The sequence below is a fragment of the Syntrophotalea carbinolica DSM 2380 genome (assembly GCF_000012885.1).
GTDB classification, from domain to species: domain Bacteria; phylum Desulfobacterota; class Desulfuromonadia; order Desulfuromonadales; family Syntrophotaleaceae; genus Syntrophotalea; species Syntrophotalea carbinolica.
In genome coordinates this window covers 2,153,029-2,174,518 of the sequence record NC_007498.2, presented here as the reverse complement: position 1 = coordinate 2,174,518, position 21,490 = coordinate 2,153,029, and the positions used below count along the sequence as shown (strand labels likewise).

Below are 21,490 nucleotides of genomic sequence, written 5' to 3'. Positions count from 1 at the left end.
GGTGGCCCTTCGGTTATGAACCCGGGCTATGGCGTATCTTCCGGTGGTGAAGGTATGGGTGAGACTCGGGGTAAAGGTTAGTCATGAAAGAGAAGAACAAGCATATCTTGGTCGCTATGAGTGGCGGTGTCGATTCCACAGTAGCCGCGGCCCTGCTTTTGGCGCAGGGGCATCAGGTCTCCGGGGTGACCATGCGGGTCTGGGATACCGAGCCCCTTGGCGATGGCCGGGAGCCTGCTCATATACGTGATGCGCGCAAGGTTGCATTCGACCTGGGGATACCTTTGCATGTCGTCGATTTGCGCGAGGAGTTTCTGCAGCAGGTGGTCACCCCTTTTTGCGAGGAGTATTTATCCGGACGCACCCCCAATCCCTGTGTGCTGTGCAATCGGGTCTTTAAATTCAGCCGATTGTTACGGGAGGCCGACCGTCTTGGCGCCGACGCCCTGGCGACCGGCCACTATGCCCGCATTGTCGAGCATGACGGCCTGAAGGTTTTGGCCAAAGGGAGCAACCGGCAAAAGGACCAGAGCTATTTTCTCTTTACCCTGACACAGCAGCAGTTGCAGCGGGTGGTTTTCCCTCTTGGAGAAATGAGCAAAGAGGAGGTGCGTACGCATGCTGAGCGTCTCGGCCTTCATGTGGCGCAAAAGGGCGACAGTCAGGATATCTGTTTCATTCCGGATGGGGATTATATCGGCTTTCTGGAACGTCAGTCCCATGCCACAGATACCGAAGGTTCCATAGTGCATGTGTCCGGCAAGCGGCTGGGCAAACACCGTGGCGCCTATCGGTTTACCGTCGGTCAGCGGCGGGGTCTGGGTATCGCCTGGCCGGAACCCCTGTATGTCGTTGCTATCGACGCGGCCAAAAAACAGGTGATTGTCGGTGAGAAGGAACACCTGCACGTCGACCGGTTGGTCACCACCGGGACCAACTGGATCGTCGCGCAGCCGCAGCAACCGTTGCAGGCCCGGTGTCGCATCCGGTACCGTCATCAGGAAGCGCCGTGTACGCTGGTTGTGCTTGGCAACGACCGGGTGGAGGTGCGTTTCGATGAGCCGCAAAGCGGCGTCAGTCCCGGACAGGCGGCGGTTTTTTACGATGAAGACCGGGTATTGGGTGGGGGCTGGATTGCATGAAGGGGAGCTTTGCCATTGTCACCTTGGGGTGCAAGACCAACCAGTTCGAATCGGCGGCCATGGCCGAACAGCTGGAACAGGCCGGATACCGGCGCATCGATTACAGCGCCGGGGCGGATCTGGTCATTGTCAATACCTGCACCGTAACGGCGGCCACCGACAGTCAGTCGCGCAATCTCATACGTCGGGCCCGGCGACTCAACCCCGCTTGCCGGGTGGTTGTGACGGGCTGTTATGCCCAGATCGATCCGGCAGCCGTGCAAAATCTGCCGGGGGTCGACAGGGTTCTCGGCAATGAAGAAAAGAGCGAACTGCTGCATTGGTTGGACGCTGACGGTCCGAAGGTGCAGGTCGGGGATATCCGCCAGGCCCGCGGCGTTACCTTTGACCTGAACGCTTTTGGCAGCCGCAGCCGTGCCTTCGTGCAGATTCAAAATGGCTGCAATGCCTTCTGTTCGTATTGCATTATTCCCCATGCACGGGGACCCAGCCGGTCCGCTTTGCCGCAACAGGTGGTGGACCAGGTGTGCAAGTTCTGCACCGCCGGTTTTCCCGAGATTGTTTTGACCGGTATTCATATCGGCGGTTACGGCAACGACCTGCAGCCGCCCCTGAGCCTGGCGGATCTGGTACGCAGGCTGTTAGACGACACCCAGGTCAGCCGCCTGCGACTCGGATCCATCGAGCCTCAGGAAGTCTCCATGGAATTGATCGATCTGGTGGCCCACTGTGAGCGGCTTTGTCCGCATTTTCATATCCCGCTGCAAGCCGGCGACGATGCCGTGCTCAAGGCGATGAATCGCCATTATTCGGTGAAGGATTTCCGTAATCTGGTGGAAGGCATCAAGTTGCGGGTGCCGCAGGCCGCCATTGGGCTGGACATCATTACGGGATTTCCCGGGGAGACGGAGAACGCCTTTGCCAACACCCTGGCTCTGGTCAGGGATCTGCCGGTCACCCACCTGCATGTTTTCCCTTTCAGCAAGCGGCCCGGAACTCCTGCGGCTACCATGCGCCATCAGATTTCAGGCACCGTTGCGCGGCAACGTGCTGCCGAACTGCGCGCGCTTGGAGAAGGGAAACAGGCGGAATACGCCCGAGGCTTTATCGGGAAGAACCTGCAGGTCGTGGTCGAAGGAAGCAAACAGGGGAGCAAGCGTCACGGTCTGAGCGTGCATTATCTGCCTGTGGAGTTCGATACCGACGATCATTGGAACCAACGCACGGCCACTGTTTGTGTGGAGACAACCCGGCAGGGAACCTTGCTGGGCAAGTTGATCGATGATGTTGGTTGAGGTTTAAGTGTGCTGCAACAAAAAAGCCCCGCGGATGCGGGGCTTTTTTCAGTTGCGATCTGGGTGCTCAACTATTTGATTTTAATAAATTTGCTACTGTTGACACCGCACTTGGGACAGGTTTTCGGAGGCGCGTCGCCATCATGCTTGAGACCACAGACAGTACATTGCCAGGTTTTGGTATTCGGCATAACTTTCTCCCTCGGTTAGAAATTCAGGATGTCCGATGTGCTTTCAAGTCGTGGTCTATATATAACCACGCAGGTTATATATGTCAAGGGTAATTTTGTTGCCACTGGCATTTTTTAATGATCGTTGGGCAAGGTGAGGGCGGCGACTTTTTGTAAAACGGCAGGCCGGTCGCTCATCACGCCATCCACCCCCATGCGCAGCAGGCGCTCCATGTCTTGGGCTTGGTTGACCGTCCAGACGTGGATTTCGATCCCAAGGGTATGCGCTGCGGCGATGGACTGGGGCGTTACCAGCGTTTGCCCCTCGTATGTCTCGGGGATCTGCAGGGCCTGTGCCGGCGGGTGGTAGGGGGATTGTCCGCCGGCTTGCAGCCAGGTGAAAAAGCTCACCAGCTCGCCATAGCTGAAACTGGTCGGAATACCGGCCGTTTGGCACAGGGGGCGCAAACGGGCCATGACCGCGTCGTTTTCCGCAGCCAACAGTACCTGCTCGGTCATGTCTGCACGCCGGATGACTTCCAGGGTGGCGGTTTCCATCGCCGGTGTCTCCTGTTTGATTTCGATATTGAACAGGGCCCTGGGAAAAGCCTGCAATACATCCGCCAGCAACGGTACCCGGATTCCGCATCCGCGATGGGGGTAGGAACGCCCCTGGTCCGGGGTGAAGGTCGCACCGGCATCGTAGTTTTGAAGCTCGGCAAAGGTCAGGCCGGCGACGGGGCGGTCGATGCCGCAGGTGCGCAGTAGTGACTCGTCGTGAATGACAACCACTTCGTCGTCTTTGGTAGCGCGCACATCGAGTTCGAGATAGGGCGTGCCGCAGGCCAGGGCGTCGCTAAAGGCGGGCAGTGTGTTTTCCGGAAAATCGCCCGAGTTGCCGCGGTGACCGAACAGCCTTGGCCGCGGTGGGTCGAAATACTTTGATTTCATGGTGTCTTCTCCAGGGCCGCCTCGCGGCCGCGTTGCACGTTGACGGAGAGCAACAGGCCGAAACCCGCCCCAAAGAACAGTCCCAGGCCGAGAATCGCCATGCGGTTGGAGCCCGTGATCTGGGCCAGCAGCCCGAAGGCAACCGGTCCGAGGATGGCGGCGAATTTGCCGCTGACGGCATAAAAACTGTAGAATTCGGCATTTTTCCCAGGTGGCAGCAAACTTCCGAACAAGGAGCGGCTGATGGCCTGACTACCGCCCAGGATCAGGGCGACGACCAACCCCATGAGCCAGAACTGCCAGGCCTGTTGCATGGCGTAGGCATATACCGTGACCACCGTAAATAAAACCAGGGACAGCAGGATAGCTCTTTTGGCGCCCCACAGGTGGGCGAAGCGGGCGAACAGCAGCGAGCCGGGCATGGCGACGAATTGGATCATGAGAAAACAGCCGAGAATGCTGGTCGTACCCAGTCCCAGTTCATCCTTGCCGAAAATGGCGGCTACCGCAATGACGGTCTGAATACCGTCGTTGTAAAACAGGTAGGCGAGCAGAAAACGCAGCAGATCCGGATAGTCCCGAAGTTCTTTCCAGACTTGCCACATGGCGCGCAGACCGGTGGCCGTGGTCGATTTCACGCTTGGCAGGGGAATCATTTCCTCGCGCAGAAAATAAAACGTCGGCAAGGAGAAGAACAACCACCAAAGCCCGGTCAAAAAAAATCCGAGACGTGTGGCTTGCGAGGGGGTTGCCAGACCCATCACGTCATGGTGTTGGATCAGCAAAAAGGTGAGCAGCAGCATCAGGCCGCCGCCAACGTAGCCCAGGGCGAATCCCCGGGCCGACAGGCGGTCCATTTCATGGTTTTGGGCAAGTGCCGGCAAAAAGGCATTGTAGAAAATGTTGGCGGTGGCAAAACAGGCGTTGGCCAGCATGAACAAACCCGCCGCCAGCAGGTAGCGGCCGGGGCCGGCCAGGGCCAGAAGGCAGGTGACAGACGCGCCCGTAACGCAGAGGATCATCAGCCAGCGTCGGCGGCAACGGCTGCGATCCGCAATAGCGCCAAGGCCCGGCGCGGCAAGCGCCACCAGGGTCATGGATCCCGCCACGGCATAGCTCCACAGAGCCGAGGCGCTCAGCGGGCCTCCGATTATCGGCAGTGTGACGCCTGCCGTGGGGACCAGCGAAACGAAATATACCGGCAGCACCGCCGCCAGAATCACTGTGGCGAAGGCCGAGTTGGCCCAATCGTACATGCACCAGCCAAACCAGGCCTGCCGGCGTGTCGGAGCGGGTTTGGTCTTTACGGGGTCAGGCATGGTGTTCGATCCCACGGGTTATGAAAAAGCAGGCTGTCGCCTAAAATCCGGTGTGCCCCATGGGTTCCATAGGGCACGCCGGATTGTCACTTCTCTTTTTCGCGGCGCATATGTTGGACATAGGCGCAGTCCTCCGGCAGCCAGTCGGCTTCACGGACCACTTCAGGGGTCAGTTTGACACATCCTTCGCCGACGTCAAACCGCTTGTGATAGACCTTGCACTTGCGGGTGGCCACATCCAGAAACCGGCATGCGATGTTGCTGGTGTATAGCCGCCCATGTTTGTCGGGAAGCTTTTCGAAGCAGCAGGCCCCGCATTGCCGGCAGATATCCTCCCATTCCTGCATCTCGGCCGATTTATCAGGCACATTCCGAATAGCCGCAGGCATGACAGACGCAGCATCCTCCCTCGTGCTCGACCGGGCCTCCGCATTCCGGACAGGCGCCGCCGTTGTTGACGGTTTTGATCACGGAGTCGTCGTCGGTTTCCATCTGCATGTGGGTCAGGATCGCCCTGGCCACCGCATCGGCACAGGAGGTTACCCGATTTTCACCGAACCCGGCCGGTTTATGGCAGGTGATGCCGATCAGTTGCTTGACCACTTGCCGCGCCTGTACGCCGCTGCGCCAGGCCAGCGATACCAGCCGACCAATGGCTTCGCACTGGCTGGCGGCGCATCCGCCGGCTTTGCCCATGGTGGTGAACAATTCGAACAGACCGCTGTTGTCCTGGTTGATGGTAACGTACAAGGGGCCGCAGCCGGTGCTCATCTGGTAGGTTTTTCCGGTCAGAGCGCGGGGCCGCTCCCGTTTGTGCCCGGATTTGCCCGATTCGACGGGAATCGCGGGCTCTTCCGGTTTTTCTTCGGCTTTGGCGACGGACAATACCTGCATGTCCCGCGAGCCATCCCGATAGATGGTTACCCCTTTGCACCCTTCCTTATAGGCCAGGCGGTAAACCTCGGCCACTTCTTCGCGCGTTGCCGAGTGGGGGAAATTCACTGTTTTGGACACGGCATTGTCCGTATGTTTCTGGAAGGCCGCCTGCATGTGGATGTGATCCTCGGGGGTGATGTCGTGGGCGGTCACAAAGAGTTTACGCACCTTTTCGGGGATTTCGTCAAACCCCTGGATGGTGCCTTTTTCAGCGATGGCCTTCATCAGTTCGGGACTGTAGAAGCCTTCTTTATGGGCGATGGCTTCGAACAGGGGGTGAACCTCGACGAGCACGTCGTTATCCATGACCTGGCGGATGTAGGAAACGGCAAAGATCGGTTCCACGCCGCTGGAGGTGTTGGCAATGATGGAGATGGTTCCGGTGGGGGCGATGGTGGTGCAGGTGGCGTTGCGCAATGGTCCGTCGCCGGCCTGATCGTAGCTGCTGCCGGGGAAATTGGGGAAAGCGCCGCGCTGTTCGGCGAGTTTGACAGAGGTGGCGCGCGCTTCGGTGGTGATGAAGTTCATCAGTTTGTCCGCCAAGGCAATGGCCTGGCTGCTGTTGTAGGGCAGCCCCAGCAGTATCAACATGTCCGCCCAGCCCATGATGCCGAGACCGATTTTGCGATTGGACAAGGTCATTTCCGATATCTGCGGCAGGGGGTAGCGGTTTATCTCGATGACATTGTCGAGAAAACGTACGCCCAACTGAACGGTGTCACGCAGCTTTTCCCAGTCGACTTCGCCATCGCCGGTCACCATGCGGGACAGATTGATGGAGCCGAGGTTGCACGATTCGTAAGGCAGCAGCGGTTGCTCCCCGCAAGGGTTGGTCGCTTCTATTTCCCCGACATGGGGGGTCGGGTTGTCGCGGTTGAGGCGATCGAGGAAGATGATTCCGGGTTCACCGCTGGTCCAGGCCATGTCGATAATCCGGTCGAAGACCTTGCGGGCATCGAGTTTTTTAAGCGGTTCACCGGTGCGCGGGTTGAGCAGATCGTATTCCTGACCTTCTTCCACGGCTTTCATGAAGGCCTCGGTCAGTCCCACGGAAAGGTTGAAATTGGTCAGGACCGTAAGGTCTTTTTTGACCATAATAAAATCCATGATATCCGGATGGTCGACGCGCAGAATCCCCATGTTGGCCCCGCGCCGGGTGCCGCCTTGCTTGATGGTCTCGGTGGCGGCATCAAAAACCTTCATGAAGGAGATCGGTCCCGAGGAGACGCCTTTGGTGGACAGGACGACATCGTTTGCCGGGCGGATGCGTGAAAAGGAAAAGCCGGTGCCGCCGCCGCTTTTGTGAATCAGGGCGGTCTGTTTGATGGCCTCGAAGATGCTCTCCATGGAATCGTCGACGGGCAGCACGAAACAGGCCGACAGCTGGCCGAGTTCCCGTCCGGCATTCATCAGGGTCGGGGAGTTGGGCAGAAACTCCAGGCAGGTCATGGCGTCGTAAAACCGGTCGGCGAGGGATGTGGCATCCTGGCCGGAAGCCAATCGGGTTTCGGCGTCGGCCACGGCGTCGGCCACACGGCGGAACATGTCCGCCGGATCTTCGAGAATCCGGCCATCCTGGTCGCGCTTGAGATAGCGGCGCTTGAGAACGGTGAGGGCGTTTTTGCTGAGCAGGGATGCAAGATCCGCGGTGGTCATCATATGCAACGATCCTTTGTGTATTTTATTTAAGGGAAATTTGTGCGCATTGACAATATACTGTACCAAAGGGGTCTTTAAACCACAATATCTTGGGTTGTGTCAAGCACGCTGTAGCGTTTGCCGCAAGCCCTTTGCCGAAACGCCCCCGGTAAGCCGGCCGGCCTTCGGTTGACGGATTTTCCAAAATGAATTTTACCTGGAATGACCTGTTATTGTAGAATACACCCGATGTGTTGAGAATCGTATCTTCCGCTGCGGGAAACCCGTTTCGACGCAGGACAAAGGGGTTGCCAAACCGGACGCCCGGTGGTAGTTTCACACAGTTTTTTTCACAATGCACCGTGTTTCATTTCCGGGTACACAAAAAATGGCCGGGCCCCGGTCGTGGCCTGCAAGGTTTTCCGCGTATCGTCATCCAACGATTTCGGCATTTTGAAGGGAGCGCCATGAAAAAGGTTTTCGTCCTGGACACCAACGTTCTGCTGCACGACGCTCAGGCTCTGCTCCGTTTTAAGGACAACGATGTGATGATTCCCATCACGGTTGTCGAAGAAATTGACACCTTTAAAAAGGATCTCAGCGAAATAGGGCGCAATGCGCGCCAGGTTTCGCGTCTGCTGGACAGCTTTCGCGCTCAGGCTCACCTTATCGATGGTGTGCAACTTCCTGAGGGGGGCACGCTTAAGGTGGTTCTTTATTCCGAGCAGGCCCTTAAACGTCTGCCGCCGGAGCTGCGCGCGGATCGTGGCGATAACCGCATCCTGGCGGTAGCCATGCAACTGAAGGATGACTGCAATTGTCCCGTGGTGTTTGTCACCAAGGACACCAACTTGCGCATCAAGGCCGATGCCGTCGGCCTTAATGCCCAGGATTACGAGTCGGACAAGGTTTCCATAGAAGAACTCTACTCCGGTATGGACGAGGCGGTTCTGCCCCGCGAGCAGGTTGACCGCTTCTACGGTCAGGGGTATATCGATGTCGACGGTGATTTTTTCGATAACCAGTGTTTGACCCTGGTCGACGAGGGCAATACCTCCCATACGGCCGTGGGGCGCTACGATGCCGCCCTGGGACGGGTCTTACCGCTGATTAAACCTCCCAAGGAAGGGTTGTGGGGCATTACCCCGCGCAATCGCGAACAGCAATTCGCTATCGATCTGTTGCTCAACGATGACATCCAGCTCGTTACCCTGGTGGGCAAGGCCGGCACCGGCAAGACTCTGCTCGCCATTGCCGCGGGTTTGGCCAAGTCGGCCGATGAAGGCAGTTACAGTCGCCTGTTGGTGTCGCGGCCCATCTTTCCCCTCGGTCGGGATCTCGGGTTTTTGCCCGGCGACGTCGAGGAAAAGCTCGCTCCGTGGATGCAACCGATCTTCGATAACGTCGAATTGTTGCTTGGCATGGTCGATGAGCACGGCAAGCGCAAGCGCGGTTACAAGGAGCTGGTCGAAATGGGGATATTGGAAATCGAACCCCTGACCTATATAAGAGGGCGTTCCATTCCTAAACAGTACATGATTGTCGACGAGGCGCAAAACCTCACGCCTCACGAAATCAAGACGATCATCACCCGTGCCGGGGAAGGGACCAAAATCGTCCTGACGGGCGACCCGTATCAGATTGACAATCCGTATATCGATTCATCGAGTAATGGCCTGACCTATGCCGTGGAAAAATTCAAAAATCAATCCATTGCCGGGCACATAACCCTGATGCGCGGAGAGCGTTCGCCGTTGGCGGAACTGGCGGCCAATCTGCTTTGATTTTCTGCATGCCTCGATTTACGGGCTGCCGGTTCAGAAAGAAGACCCTGTTTCATGTTATTGTTGACCCTTGAATCTTCCTGTGACGAAACTTCGGCGGCTGTCGTACGTGACGGCCGCCAGGTTTTGTCGAATGTCATTGCATCGCAGATCGACGTTCACGCATTGTATGGCGGTGTCGTCCCCGAACTGGCTTCGCGCAAACATATGGAAGCTGTGGCGGTGGTGGTCGACGATGCTTTGCGCCAGGCCCGGGTTGCGCTTGGCGATATCGAAGGCATCGCCGTAACGCGCGGTCCCGGTCTGGTGGGTGCCTTGCTGGTCGGTTTGTCCATGGCCAAGGCCATGGCCATGTCGCTGGATATCCCGCTGGTCGGCGTTCATCATATGGAAGGGCACATTCTGGCGCCTCTGTTGGAGCAGGATGTCCCGTTTCCCTATCTGGCTTTGGCTGTTTCAGGGGGGCATACCCACCTTTATCGCGTCGACGGTATCGGTCGGTACCGGATTGTCGGCCGGACCCTCGATGACGCCGCGGGGGAAGCTTTCGACAAGGTCTCCAAGCTTCTGGGGCTCGGTTATCCCGGCGGTGCGGTCATCGATCGGCTGGCCGCCGAGGGCAATCCCAAGGCCTTCGATTTTCCACGGCCGTTGCTTAAAAAACCCAACTTTGATTTCAGTTTCAGCGGAATCAAAACCGCCTTGCTGTATTATGCGCAAAGTCAGAAAGGTCCCATCGAAGGGGATCATCTTCGCGATGTTGCGGCCAGTTTTCAGCAGGCGGTGGTCGAAGTACTTTGCAAAAAAACCCTGCGGGCGGCCAGGGAAACAGGGCTGCAACGCATCGTGGTGGCCGGTGGCGTAGCTTGCAACAAGGGACTGCGTCGCATGATGGGGGAGCGTTCGGCTAAAGAAGGATTCCAGGTATTTTTCCCCAGCCCGGGCTTATGCGCGGATAATGCCGCCATGCTCGGTGTTGCCGGAGACGCCTACCTTGCGGGGGGCTGTACCTCCGATCTGGATCTCAACGCCCGGTCCAATTGGCCCCTCGATCAGGCCGGTTGGCCACAGCCCTGCCGGTAGCTTGTGCTCTGCCCCTGACTTTTTTCGGTTGGCGAGGGTGTTGGTGTGTTTTTGCAAGACCTGACATTTTCAGAGAGATGTGACGCCACTTCCCGCACAGGCTAGTCACGAACGGATGGAACCGCATGTATAGGCGATGGCCTCTGGTTCGGCAAATCAAATTATTGGTTGTACGGTTTCTGCGTCTGCGCGGTGCTCCTGAGGAAATATCCAAAGGTTTGGCTCTGGGTATTTTTATCGGGCTGACCCCGACCTTCGGTTTTCAGATGCTGCTGGCCGTTTGCCTGGCCGTGATGCTCAAAGAGAATAAGTTCGCCGCCGTGTTGGGCGTCTGGGTGACGAATCCTTTTACCGCGCCTTTCATCTATGCCCTCGAGTATGAATCCGGACGCGTATTGTTGAATATGGATTATGTCCACATACCGGCCTCTTTGAGTTTTTCCGCATTGAAAAGCCTCGGTTGGGAAGTGTTGCTGCCCCTCGGTGTCGGCAGCCTGTTATGGGCTGCATTGACCGCCATGACGGTCTATCTCGCCGCTATTCGCATTATTCCCATAACGCAAACCTGGAAAATACCCCGCTGGCCCCGACGGCCTCGGCGCAGACAGAAAGAAGGGCCATGAATCACCGTCCCAAAAAACGTTTCGGACAGAATTTTCTGCAGGACCGCCAGGTTGTCGACGGGATTTTCGCGGCGGCCGATTTGCAGCCTGAGGACCGGGTGCTGGAGATCGGTCCCGGCCTTGGAGCGTTGACCGACCGGTTGTTGCCGGAGGTGGCCAGACTGCATGTCATCGAGATCGATCGGGATCTTGGGGCCGGCTTGCAGGCCCGCGATGAGGACAAGCTTGTTGTACATCTCGGGGATGCCCTGAAGCTGGATTGGACGGCTCTTTTGACCGATCCGCCGTATAAGCTGATCGCCAATCTGCCCTATAATATCTCCAGCCAGATTGTTTTTAAGATCCTCGATCACCGGCATCTTTTTTCGCGCCTGGTATTGATGTTCCAGCAGGAGGTCGGAGAGCGACTGTGTGCCGGTCCCGGCAGCAAGAATTACGGCATTCTGTCCGTATTGTGCCAGGTGTGGTTCGATATCCGCCGTGTCTTGCGCGTTCCTCCCGGCGCGTTTTACCCGCCACCGAAAGTCCATTCGGCTGTGTTGTGTTTCGATGCACTGGCGCAACCGCGCATTGTCGTCGAGGATCAGCAGTTTTTCCGACGCGTCGTCAAGGCCGCCTTTGCCCAGCGGCGCAAAACTCTGCGCAACAGTCTGACCGGCGCAGGTTTGGGATTCGACGGTCTGGAAGTGTCCCTGCTGGACGCCGGGATCGATCCCGGTCGACGTGCCGAGACCCTCAGTCTTGAAGAGTTCGGCAAACTGGCGCAATTGATTCAACCGCATTTCGTTTGATCGTAGCGCTATGCGCAGCGCCGCATGCGTTTTAATCCGATCTGTCTCGGTATTTCGGGGCTGTCTCCGACTTATTCCCGCCGCTTTCCCTGTCTCCTGGATTTCAACAAACGGAAAAACAGCAAGAACGCCCTGTCGCCAGTCAACGCTATTGTTGCCGCTTGCGGCGGCACCGCCCTGGATGTGGGGGGGGCGAACGTCGTTATTCTCTTCCGCTGGTCGGCTATGATTTATCCGATGGTAACGTTGTGTAAATTTAATGTTTTGCTTATTTTTTTGTAAACCATTGGGAATAAAATGATTTCCCCATAAAATTGTGTTTCATCCGGTGATTTCAGGGCGAATTATGTTGAAATGATATTTTATTGATGCTATCAATCATGTGGCCTTATTTGGCAGAAAAAAACGATAGCGAGGAAAACTTGAGGGTGCCTTGAGGTGCCGGCGAGGAGATTCATGACTGGGGCGCCGTCTATGAAATTCTTTGTCTTTAACTCCCTGTTGTTTTTGTCTGCCTGAGAAGGGCCGACGTTTGCATATTGTTATTGGAGGAGGAGAAATGGCCGAGTGTTAAGGCTCGGCCTTTTCTCTGTATATCCCACACTCAGTAAAAAACCAGCAAAAAAAACCGCATAGATGCGCGATATCCAGCAACGCGTGTCCTCTTGCGTGGTATTTCAACCGGGATCTAGGCGTTTCGGGCGAGGGATAGCTGCGCCTGTTTGCCGACAGGTCAGGCATGCAATGCATGCGTGATAATTCTGCACCTGTGTGCAAATGCCCTCCGTTTGCGTTTGGATGCCAATCTTTTGATTCAGGGGAGGAAGCTATGTCTAGCTGCCAGGAAACACAGAAATGCGGGTCGCCGCAAGATTTGCCGGAATATCTTTTCCGGGAACTCGATGATTTCATCGAGGCCTTGCCGACCAAGGAAGGCCACCTCATTACCGCTTTGCACAAAGCGCAGAGTCTGTTCGGGTATCTTCCCGAAGAGATTCAAGAGTATGTTGCCAACGCCATGAACGTTCCGGTCGTGCAAGTGTTCGGAGTGGTCAGTTTTTACACTTTCTTCACAATGATTCCCAAAGGGAAGCATCCCATCTCTGTCTGCATGGGTACCGCCTGCTTCGTTAAAGGTGCCGACAAAGTCGTTGATGCCTTTAAAAATCAGCTTAATGTCGCTGTGAGCGAAGTGACCGAGGACGGTAAGTTCTCCATCGACTGCCTGCGCTGCGTTGGTGCTTGCGCACTGGCTCCGGTTGTTCTGGTTGGCGAAAAGGTTTACGCCAATGTTACGCCCGACCAGGTCAAAGACATCATCGCCGAGTTTGCTTAATGCAGGGAGGTAACACGGAAATGGCCAAGATCAAATCTCTGGCAGAGCTGCAGAAAAAAGCTGAAGAACTGAAAGCTGCTGCCAACAAAATCAAAAGCGATAACGTTATAGTCAATGTTTCTCTGGCAACCTGCAGCATCGCTTCGGGCGGCAAGGAAGCCATGGAAGCCATGAAGCAGGAATGCGCAGCGCAAGGGCTGACCAACGTCGAGTTCAATCAGGTGGGTTGCCAGACCTACTGCTACGCCGAGCCCACCGTTGAGATCACTCTGCCCGGCAAGGAGCCTGTTGTTTTTGGATACGTCAAAGACGAAAAGGCCAAAGAACTGGTGCAGAAATACATCAAAAACGGCGAGATGGTCGACGGTGTGATTCCGTCCGCCTACGAGCGCGTTGTTTTTTAATCCAGGGAGAGAATGACTATGGCAACTCAGCTTAGAATAGCCACCCGCAACAGCGGGTTTATCGATCCGGAATCCGTCGAGTCCTACATTGCCGTCGGCGGCTACCAGGCTCTGGGCAAATGCCTGTCCGAAATGAAGCCTGCCGACGTTATCGAACTGATGAAAAACAGCGGTCTGCGCGGCCGTGGCGGCGCAGGTTTCCCCACCGGCGTAAAATGGGGTTTTGCCGCCAAGTACGATTCCGACATCAAGCATGTCGTATGTAACGCCGATGAAGGCGACCCGGGGGCATTCATGGACCGCGCGGTTCTCGAAGGCGACCCGCACAGCGTTCTGGAAGCTATGGCCATCGGCGCCTACGCCATCGGCGGCAACAAAGGCACCATCTACATCCGTGCCGAGTACCCGCTGGCCATTGCCCGCCTGAAAATGGCCATCGAGCAGGCCAAGGAAATGGGCGTGCTGGGCGACAACATCATGGGCACCGACTTCTGTTTCGACCTCGAGTTGAAATACGGCGCCGGCGCGTTTGTCTGCGGCGAGGAAACCGCCCTGATCAACTCCATGGAAGGTAACCGCGGCGAGCCTTACACCAAGCCTCCTTTCCCTGCCGAAGCCGGTTACTGGAACAAGCCGACCATCGTGAACAACGTCGAGACCCTGGCCAACATCCCGGCCATCATCATGAAGGGCGCCGACTGGTTCAACAAGATCGGTACCGAAACTTCCAAGGGCACCAAGGTTTTCTGTATCTGCGGTAAGATCGCCAATGTCGGTCTGATCGAGGTTCCCATGGGAACCACCCTCAAAGAAGTTATCTACGATATCGGCGGCGGCATCCCCGGCGGCAAGGAATTCAAAGCCGTTCAGACCGGCGGTCCCTCCGGCGGTGCTTTGACCTACAAGGATCTGGACGCTCCTATCGACTACGAAAACCTCGTGGCACGCCAGTCGATGATGGGTTCCGGCGGCATGATCGTCATGGACGAAGAGGACTGCATGGTGTCGGTTGCCAAGTTCTTCCTCGACTTCACCATGGACGAGACCTGCGGCAAATGTACGCCCTGCCGTATCGGCTCCAAGCGTATCTACGAACTGCTTGATAAAATCACCATCGGTCAGGGTACCGAAGCAGATCTGGAAAAACTGCGCAGCCTGTCGGTGAACATCAAGGACACCGCTCTGTGCGGCCTGGGCCAGACCATGCCTAACCCGGTATTGTCGACCATGCGCGTCTTCGAAGACGAGTACCGCGCGCACGTTATCGACAAGAAATGTCCTGCCGGCGTTTGCGCCGAACTGCTCGAATACACTGTTGTGGACCAGAAGTGCGTTGGCTGTACCCTGTGCGCCAAAGTCTGCCCGGTTAACTGCATCAGCGGTAAGCCGAAGGAAGTCCATGTCATCGACCAGGCTGCATGTATCAAGTGCGGCGCATGTCTGGACAAGTGTAAGTTCGACGCCATCATCAAACAGTAACGAAAGGAGACATTCCAGATGTCTATGATGAATATAACCATCGACGGTCAGTCTGTCGAAATGCCTGCCGGCAGCACGATTCTGCAGGCAGCGCAGAAGGCAGGGATTGATGTTCCTACCCTGTGCCATCTCGATATGGAAAAAATGTTCAGCCAGCAGGCTGCGGCTTGCCGTATCTGCGTGGTTGAAGTTGAGAATCGCCGTAACCTCGCTCCGGCGTGCGCTACTCCCCTGATGGACGGAATGGTGATCAAGACCGATACCCCGCGGGTTATCGAAGCGCGCAAGACGGTGCTTCACCTGATGCTTTCCGACCATCCTCTCGATTGTCTGACCTGCGAGAAGGCCGGTAATTGCAAGCTGCAGGATCTTTGTTATCAGTACGGTATCGAGGAGACCATCTACCCCGGACTGCGTAACGATTTCCCGGTGGACGATACCAATAAATTCTATATCCGCGACCTGAATAAATGTGTGGCCTGCCGTCGTTGCGTGCAGGTTTGCTCCAACTTCCAGAATACCAATGCCATCGGCTTCGGTAATCGCGGTTTTACCACCCATCCCGTAGCTCCTTTCGATAAGGGCATGGATGCTTCCGATTGCGTCTCCTGCGGTAACTGCGTGTCGGTTTGCCCGGTCGGCGCCCTGCTGCCGAAAAGCAAAGAAAAATATCGCAGCTGGGAAATCAGCAAAACCCAGACCACCTGCTCCTACTGTGGTGTCGGTTGCCAGATGAACCTGGTTACCAAGGGCAACAAAGTGGTCGGCGTTGAACCGCTTAACGGCGCTTCCAACGACGGTCTGCTGTGTGTCAAAGGTAAGTTCGGCTACAATTTCATCAATCATCCCGATCGTCTGACCACCCCGTTGGTCAGGAAAAATGGCGAGCTGGTCAAGGCGACCTGGGAAGAAGCTCTCGATCTGGTTGCCTCCAAAGCCAAGACCGTCAGGGCTGAATACGGTAGCGAAGCTCTCGCGGGTTTGAGCTCCGCACGTGTCACCAACGAAGAAAACTATCTGTTCCAGAAAATGGTACGCGCGGGGTTCGGCACAAACAGTGTCGACCACTGCGCCCGACTTTGACACAGCTCCACCGTTGCCGGTCTGGCAACTACGCTTGGTAGTGGCGCAATGACCAACTCCATCAACGAGTTGATCGATAGTAATGTTATTTTCATCAGCGGTTCCAATACCACCGAAAACCATCCGGTTATCGGTGCCAAGATCCGTCAGGCAAAGAAAAAAGGCGCGAAAATCATCGTTGTCGATCCGCGCAGGATTGACATTGCCAATGATGCCGATGTTTTCCTTCAGGTCAACCCCGGAACCAATATCGCTCTTAGCAACGCCATCATGAACTACATCATTACCGAAAGGCTGGAGGATGCCGAGTACGTCAAGGAGCGCACCGAGAACTACGATGAACTGGTGTCTATCGTTGGCGACTTCACTCCGGAAAAAGCTGCTGAAATCTGCGGTGTCAGCGCCGAAGATATCAAGAAGGCAGCTCGCATGTATGCCGAAGGTGAAAAAGGCTCCATCGTCTACTGCATGGGTGTAACCCAGCATTCCAGCGGTACCGAAGGCGTTATGAGCATGGCCAACCTGGCTATGCTGTGCGGCAACATCGGTATCGAATCCGGTGGCGTTAACCCGCTGCGCGGACAGAACAACGTACAGGGTGCCTGCGATATGGGTGCTCTGCCCGGTACCTATCCCGCCTACCAGAAGGTAGTCGATGCCGATGTCAAGGCCAAGTTCGAGAAGGCCTGGGGTGCCGAGTTGTCCGATAAGGTGGGGCTGACCCTTACCGAAATCGTTCACAGCGCCGGTCACGGCGATATCAAGTTCCTGTATATTATGGGCGAAAACCCGATGGTATCGGATCCGGATCTGAACCATGTGGAAGAGGCCCTGAAAAACACCGAATTTTTGGTGGTGCAGGATATCTTCCTGACGGAAACGGCTCAGCTGGCCGACGTGGTTCTGCCTGCGGCCTCTTTCGCCGAAAAGGATGGTACCTTCTCCAATACCGAACGGCGTGTTCAGAGGGTACGCAAGGCCATCGCTCCCGTCGGCGACTGCAAGCCCGACTGGCAGATCCTGTCCGAGGTCCTCAAGCGACTTGGAATCGGGAAAGACTATGTCAGCCCTGAGGACGTGTTTGCTGAAATCCGCGAGGTAACGCCTTCGTATGCCGGTATCAGTTACGATCGTCTCGCGGAGCTGGGCAGCCTGCAGTGGCCCTGTCCCACCGAAGATCACGCCGGCACCAAATTCCTGCATGTCGGCAAGTTTGCTCGTGGTCTCGGTATCTTCAAGCCTGCTGCATTCAAGCCCAGTGCCGAGTTGCCTTGCGACGAGTACCCCGTGATTATGACCACCGGTCGTGTTCTCTATCACTATCACACCCGTACCATGACCGGCAAAGTGGATGGGCTGAACGCCATGTCACCCGAATCCTTTGTCGAGATCAATCCCGAAGCGGCTCGCAAGCTGAGCATTGTGGAGGGGGACAAGGTCAAGGTCAGCACCCGTCGCGGTACTGTCGTGGCAACGGCCAAGGTTACGCCCAAACTGAAGGAGAACGTCATCTTCATGCCGTTCCACTTCGCCGAGGGTGCGGCCAATACCCTGACCAACCCTGTACTCGATCCGATCGCCAAGATTCCCGAGTACAAATCCTGTGCAGCCAAGCTTGAAAAGGTGGCCTGGGACTGGTCTGAGGAAACGGACAAGATCAAATAGTAGTCCATATGTACGGGGACGGCATTCGCCGTCCCCGTTACCGTATGGTCCGATTGCCCCGTTTTTTCAATGTATAAGGCTCAACAGAGGAAGGACTTTTCTCTTACCGTTCCCCCATGCCAATCGTATCTGGTATGGGGGGCGTTGTTATCAGCAACATATTTCATGTCAGGATAGGGGAGGGTTGACCAATGATCGAAAAAAACGTTGTCACTGATTTTTGTAGCGAGGCATCGGAGCCTGTCATCGATGCCAGCACCTATGTTCACCCCTTGGCGGCAGTCATCGGGAATGTTATTCTGGGAAAAAATATCATGGTTTCGCCTACCGCCGTCGTGCGGGGCGACGAGGGACAGCCGCTTCATGTCGGCGACGATTCCAATATTCAGGACGGGGTGGTGATTCATGCCCTGGAGACGGAGATGAATGGCAAGCCGGTGGCCAAAAACCTTTATCAGGTTGATGGCCGGTCGTATGGGGCCTACGTCGGCTGCCGGGTTTCTCTCGCGCACCAGGTGCAGATCCATGGTCCGGCTGTGGTTCTGGACGATACTTTCGTGGGCATGAAGTCGCTGGTATTCAAATCTTTTGTCGGTAAGGGTTGTGTTATCGAACCGGGGTCCATCGTCATGGGCGTGACGGTAGCGGACGGGCGTTATGTGCCGGCCGGTTCCGTTATTCGTACCCAGGAAGATGCCGATGCCTTGCCGGAAATCGGTGCCGATTACCCTTTTCGGGCGATGAATCCGGGTGTTGTGCATGTTAACACGGCCCTGGCCAAGGGGTATATGGTCAAGCAGGGCAACTGATTCTGTAGCTTATTGATGAAAGTGTCGGAAGGCTCGCTTGCCGCATGGTTGCGACCTTTCGGCACACATCTGCGAATTATGCACCTAGGAATGTAGCTTTTGAGTCACGAACCTATTTATCTCGATTGTCATGCCACCACCCCGGTGGATCCCCGGGTGCTCGAAGACATGCTGCCCTATTTTACCGCTCAGTGCGGCAATCCGGCCATGTCGGAGCATAGACATGGCGAGGTCGCGCATCGGGCCGTAGAGCAGGCGCGACAAACTGTCGCCGAGTCCCTCGGTTGTCGTTCCGGGCGCGAGATTGTTTTTACCGGCGGCGCTACCGAGGCCAATAATATGGCACTGTTCGGAGCTTTGGGAGCCTGTAGCGGCAAACGCCATGTTATCGCTTCGGCCATTGAGCATGCCTCGGTGCTGGCGCCGCTGGCCCGGCTTGAAAACTTCGGTGTCGAGGTGACCCTGCTTCCGGTCGACAGCTGCGGTCGCATCGATCCGGAGTGTCTGCGACGAGCCTTGCGGCCCGAAACCAGGCTGGTTTCGGTCATGTTTGCCAATAACGAGATCGGTACCTTGCAGCCGGTGGCGGATATCGGACGAATATGCCGCGAAGCCGGAATCCTGTTCCATTGCGATGCGGCCCAGGCCGTTGGGCACGAACCGCTCGACGTCGAACAGTTGCACATCGATTTGCTGTCCTTTTGTGCCCATAAATTTTACGGGCCCAAGGGCATTGGCGGTCTGTATATCCGAGATACCGTGGCGACCGCTCACTGGCAACCGATTCTGTACGGCGGCGGTCAGGAGCAGGGACTGCGCCCGGGTACCCTCAATGTGCCGGCTATTGTCGGTATGGCGTCCGCTTTGCGTTTATGCATGACGGAGATGGACGAAAATCAACGGAATCTTCGGGAGGCGTCAGGGGAGCTTTTCGCCCGTCTTCAGCGCGCATTTCCGCAACTGCGCATGAATGGCGATGCGGAACACAAGCTGGCCCGCAATCTCAGCATAACCATTCCCGGGATCGAGGCCAGTGCCCTTATGCTGCTTCTCAAGGACACGTTATCCTTTTCCGCCGGCTCGGCCTGTTCCTCGTCCGATACAAAGCCGTCTCATGTCCTGAGGGCCATCGGATTGAGCGATGAGGAATGTTTTCAGACTATTCGGCTCGGCTTGAGGCCCGGCGTGGCGATCGATAAAATCGCCAGGTTGCTGCAGCGGGGCATCGCAGCGGCCCCGTCCTTTATTGATTGACGTTTTCGGGAAGGCGACTATGGCAGCAGACAGGGAACAACGAGAATTCGATATCCTGCAATACCGGCAGGGGCAGATCCGTCAGGTTACGGATGTGGTGGCTGAGGAATACGATCTGGCGATTCAGGTCAACGGTAAGGATTTCATCACATTGCTGTGTACGCCCCGTTCCCTGGAAAACCTGGTGGTCGGCTTTCTGTTCTCCGAAGGGGTTATTCAGAGTCGCGACGAACTGGAAAGCCTGAGTGTCGATGTCGAACGGAAACAGGCGCAGGTGACCCTGGAAAACAAGGATGCGTTTATGCTGGCCGGAGATCAGCTCTTTGCCCAGAAGACCGTCACCACCGCTTGCGGCAAAGGGCGATCCATGTTGTACCTGGCCGATTTCGGTGACCTTGCCGACCGTATCGAGGGTAACTTCACATTTCAGGCCACCCATATCCTCGATCTGATGGCTCAGTTCAACAGGCAATCTCAGCTGTTTCTGGATACGGGCGGAGTGCATAGTTGCGCGCTTTCCGACGGTTCCGGAATCCTGGTTTTCGAAGAGGATATCGGCCGGCACAATGCCCTGGATAAGATTCTGGGCTATGCCATGCTGCAGGGTATATCGTTACAGGATAAAATGGTTCTGACCAGCGGCAGGATTTCCAGCGAAATTGTCGGTAAAGTGGCCCGGCGCGGTATCCCTGCTATTGTTTCCCGTTCCGCACCGACCAGTGCCGCCATTGAGCAGGCCCAGGCGCTGGGAATGACCCTGGTCGGTTTTGCCCGTGGCGGCAAGTTTAATGTCTATACCCACTTTGATGCTCTGTGCAGTGAGTGATCACCTCGTCCGATAAGCGAGGCAGCCAGGGGATATAAAGATATGAAATTCGGCAGCGCAGTGATTCTGGCCGGTGGCAAGAGCCGTCGGATGGGTTTCGACAAACAATTTTTGCAGGTAAAAAATCACTACCTGCTTTGCCATCACGGAGAGCAGCTTGCGGCGCTTTTCGACAAGATTATCGTTGTCAGCAATACGCCGGAACTCTATCGTGAAACACCCTTTGTCGTGGTTAGCGATGAGATCCGCGATAAAGGGCCGCTGGGCGGGATTCATATCGGTCTGAAGACAGCCGTCTCGGACTATGTTTATTTCCTGGCCTGCGATATGCCCAATATTAATCTGGATTATATTCGTTATATGCGGCAATGCCTTGAAAGCAGCCCGGCTCGTGCCTGTATCACGCGTTTCGGAGACTGGATCGAACCTTTCAATGCTTTCTACTCACGCGATCTGGTCGCGGCGATTGAGGATTATCTCGGCGCCGGGCACCATTCCCTGTTCCGGTTTCTCAAAAGCCTGGCCACGCACTATGTTTCGGAGCAACAGGCCAGGCACTTCAGTCCCGATTGGCGGATGTTTCTCAATCTCAACACCCGCGAGGATTTCGAAAAATGGCGGCGTCAGGGCCCCGGTCTGGGATTCCATGCGCCGTCATGCGCCGCTTCCCGGTGAAATTTCCCTTCTGAAAAACAAAATCCATTTTTATTTATCGTTTAGGTGGGGCAGATTTGCTGCCGGGTGGGTACCCGCAGTATTTGTTCGATCAGGTGCGTCTACGGTGTTTTCTTAAGCCGATTCCGGCCGTCCGGAGTTAACGGCGTAGGCATCGAAAACCCTGTTGCGTGACAGTCCGATACGGGCTGTTGTTTTACCGATCGTGGTCAGGTCGGGCCTGGATG

At 56.2% G+C, this 21,490-nt stretch carries 19 protein-coding genes; 14 read left to right on the top strand and 5 right to left on the bottom strand.

All coding sequences use genetic code 11. The annotated features are described in order from the left end of the window. Nucleotides 1-83: 83 nt before the first annotated feature. Nucleotides 84-1,142, top strand: coding sequence for a tRNA 2-thiouridine(34) synthase MnmA (gene mnmA / locus PCAR_RS10290; protein ID WP_011341601.1), 1,059 nt, complete (start codon nucleotides 84-86; stop codon nucleotides 1,140-1,142). Further along, entirely contained in the window at nucleotides 1,139-2,437 is a 1,299-nt protein-coding gene (gene mtaB, locus PCAR_RS10285; protein ID WP_011341600.1) for a tRNA (N(6)-L-threonylcarbamoyladenosine(37)-C(2))-methylthiotransferase MtaB, read from the top strand. Before mnmA ends, mtaB begins: the two co-directional genes overlap by 4 nt. A 71-nt stretch (nucleotides 2,438-2,508) precedes the next feature. Here the strand turns inward: mtaB and PCAR_RS19270 are convergent, their stop codons facing one another. The 5 genes from PCAR_RS19270 to PCAR_RS10260 all read right to left on the bottom strand — a co-directional run bounded on the left by PCAR_RS19270 (nucleotide 2,509) and on the right by PCAR_RS10260 (nucleotide 7,472). Beyond that, nucleotides 2,509-2,628 (bottom strand): rubredoxin-like domain-containing protein, encoded by a 120-nt coding sequence (locus tag PCAR_RS19270; protein WP_011341599.1) that lies wholly within the window; start codon nucleotides 2,626-2,628, stop codon nucleotides 2,509-2,511. Nucleotides 2,629-2,742: 114 nt separating this feature from the next. Beyond that, the gene (locus tag PCAR_RS10275) at nucleotides 2,743-3,558 is read right to left on the bottom strand and encodes a glycerophosphodiester phosphodiesterase (protein WP_011341598.1); all 816 of its coding nucleotides are present in this window, start codon (nucleotides 3,556-3,558) and stop codon (nucleotides 2,743-2,745) included. Further along, the gene (locus PCAR_RS10270) at nucleotides 3,555-4,877 is read right to left on the bottom strand and encodes an MFS transporter (RefSeq protein WP_011341597.1); all 1,323 of its coding nucleotides are present in this window, start codon (nucleotides 4,875-4,877) and stop codon (nucleotides 3,555-3,557) included. Before PCAR_RS10270 ends, PCAR_RS10275 begins: the two co-directional genes overlap by 4 nt. An 86-nt stretch (nucleotides 4,878-4,963) precedes the next feature. Continuing rightward, nucleotides 4,964-5,266, bottom strand: a complete 303-nt coding sequence (locus PCAR_RS10265) for a YcgN family cysteine cluster protein (protein WP_011341596.1) — start codon at nucleotides 5,264-5,266, stop codon at nucleotides 4,964-4,966. Beyond that, on the bottom strand, nucleotides 5,238-7,472 hold the full coding sequence (locus tag PCAR_RS10260; protein WP_011341595.1) for a vitamin B12-dependent ribonucleotide reductase: 2,235 nt from the start codon (nucleotides 7,470-7,472) through the stop codon (nucleotides 5,238-5,240). Before PCAR_RS10260 ends, PCAR_RS10265 begins: the two co-directional genes overlap by 29 nt. A 446-nt stretch (nucleotides 7,473-7,918) precedes the next feature. Between PCAR_RS10260 and PCAR_RS10255 the strand changes: the two genes are divergently transcribed. The 12 genes from PCAR_RS10255 (at nucleotide 7,919) to PCAR_RS10190 (ending at nucleotide 21,263) form a co-directional block, all read left to right on the top strand. Continuing rightward, nucleotides 7,919-9,235 (top strand): PhoH family protein, encoded by a 1,317-nt coding sequence (locus tag PCAR_RS10255; RefSeq protein ID WP_011341594.1) that lies wholly within the window; start codon nucleotides 7,919-7,921, stop codon nucleotides 9,233-9,235. Nucleotides 9,236-9,289: 54 nt separating this feature from the next. After that, nucleotides 9,290-10,318, top strand: coding sequence for a tRNA (adenosine(37)-N6)-threonylcarbamoyltransferase complex transferase subunit TsaD (tsaD, locus tag PCAR_RS10250; protein ID WP_011341593.1), 1,029 nt, complete (start codon nucleotides 9,290-9,292; stop codon nucleotides 10,316-10,318). Nucleotides 10,319-10,443: 125 nt separating this feature from the next. Continuing rightward, nucleotides 10,444-10,941: a DUF2062 domain-containing protein gene (locus PCAR_RS10245; protein WP_011341592.1), complete on the top strand. Its 498-nt coding sequence runs from the start codon at nucleotides 10,444-10,446 to the stop codon at nucleotides 10,939-10,941. Beyond that, nucleotides 10,938-11,732: a 16S rRNA (adenine(1518)-N(6)/adenine(1519)-N(6))-dimethyltransferase RsmA gene (gene rsmA, locus PCAR_RS10240; protein WP_011341591.1), complete on the top strand. Its 795-nt coding sequence runs from the start codon at nucleotides 10,938-10,940 to the stop codon at nucleotides 11,730-11,732. Before PCAR_RS10245 ends, rsmA begins: the two co-directional genes overlap by 4 nt. A gap of 829 nt (nucleotides 11,733-12,561) precedes the next feature. Then, complete coding sequence (locus PCAR_RS10230; RefSeq protein ID WP_011341589.1) at nucleotides 12,562-13,068, top strand: complex I 24 kDa subunit family protein; 507 nt, start codon at nucleotides 12,562-12,564, stop codon at nucleotides 13,066-13,068. Between the two features lie 20 nt (nucleotides 13,069-13,088). Beyond that, nucleotides 13,089-13,472, top strand: coding sequence for a (2Fe-2S) ferredoxin domain-containing protein (locus PCAR_RS10225; protein WP_011341588.1), 384 nt, complete (start codon nucleotides 13,089-13,091; stop codon nucleotides 13,470-13,472). Between the two features lie 18 nt (nucleotides 13,473-13,490). Next, on the top strand, nucleotides 13,491-14,951 hold the full coding sequence (locus PCAR_RS10220) for an NADH-ubiquinone oxidoreductase-F iron-sulfur binding region domain-containing protein (protein ID WP_011341366.1): 1,461 nt from the start codon (nucleotides 13,491-13,493) through the stop codon (nucleotides 14,949-14,951). A 24-nt stretch (nucleotides 14,952-14,975) separates the two neighbouring features. Next, nucleotides 14,976-17,699, top strand: coding sequence for a formate dehydrogenase subunit alpha (fdhF, locus tag PCAR_RS18430; RefSeq protein WP_011341587.1), 2,724 nt, complete (start codon nucleotides 14,976-14,978; stop codon nucleotides 17,697-17,699). Nucleotides 17,700-17,890: 191 nt separating this feature from the next. Further along, a complete protein-coding gene (locus PCAR_RS10205) occupies nucleotides 17,891-18,508 on the top strand; it encodes a carbonic anhydrase (protein WP_011341586.1) in 618 nt (205 codons plus the stop codon). Between the two features lie 99 nt (nucleotides 18,509-18,607). Next, the gene (locus tag PCAR_RS10200) at nucleotides 18,608-19,762 is read left to right on the top strand and encodes a cysteine desulfurase family protein (protein WP_011341585.1); all 1,155 of its coding nucleotides are present in this window, start codon (nucleotides 18,608-18,610) and stop codon (nucleotides 19,760-19,762) included. Nucleotides 19,763-19,781: 19 nt separating this feature from the next. Beyond that, nucleotides 19,782-20,588, top strand: a complete 807-nt coding sequence (fdhD, locus tag PCAR_RS10195; RefSeq protein WP_011341584.1) for a formate dehydrogenase accessory sulfurtransferase FdhD — start codon at nucleotides 19,782-19,784, stop codon at nucleotides 20,586-20,588. A 42-nt stretch (nucleotides 20,589-20,630) separates the two neighbouring features. After that, a complete protein-coding gene (locus PCAR_RS10190) occupies nucleotides 20,631-21,263 on the top strand; it encodes a molybdenum cofactor guanylyltransferase (RefSeq protein ID WP_011341583.1) in 633 nt (210 codons plus the stop codon). Nucleotides 21,264-21,490 lie beyond the last annotated feature (227 nt).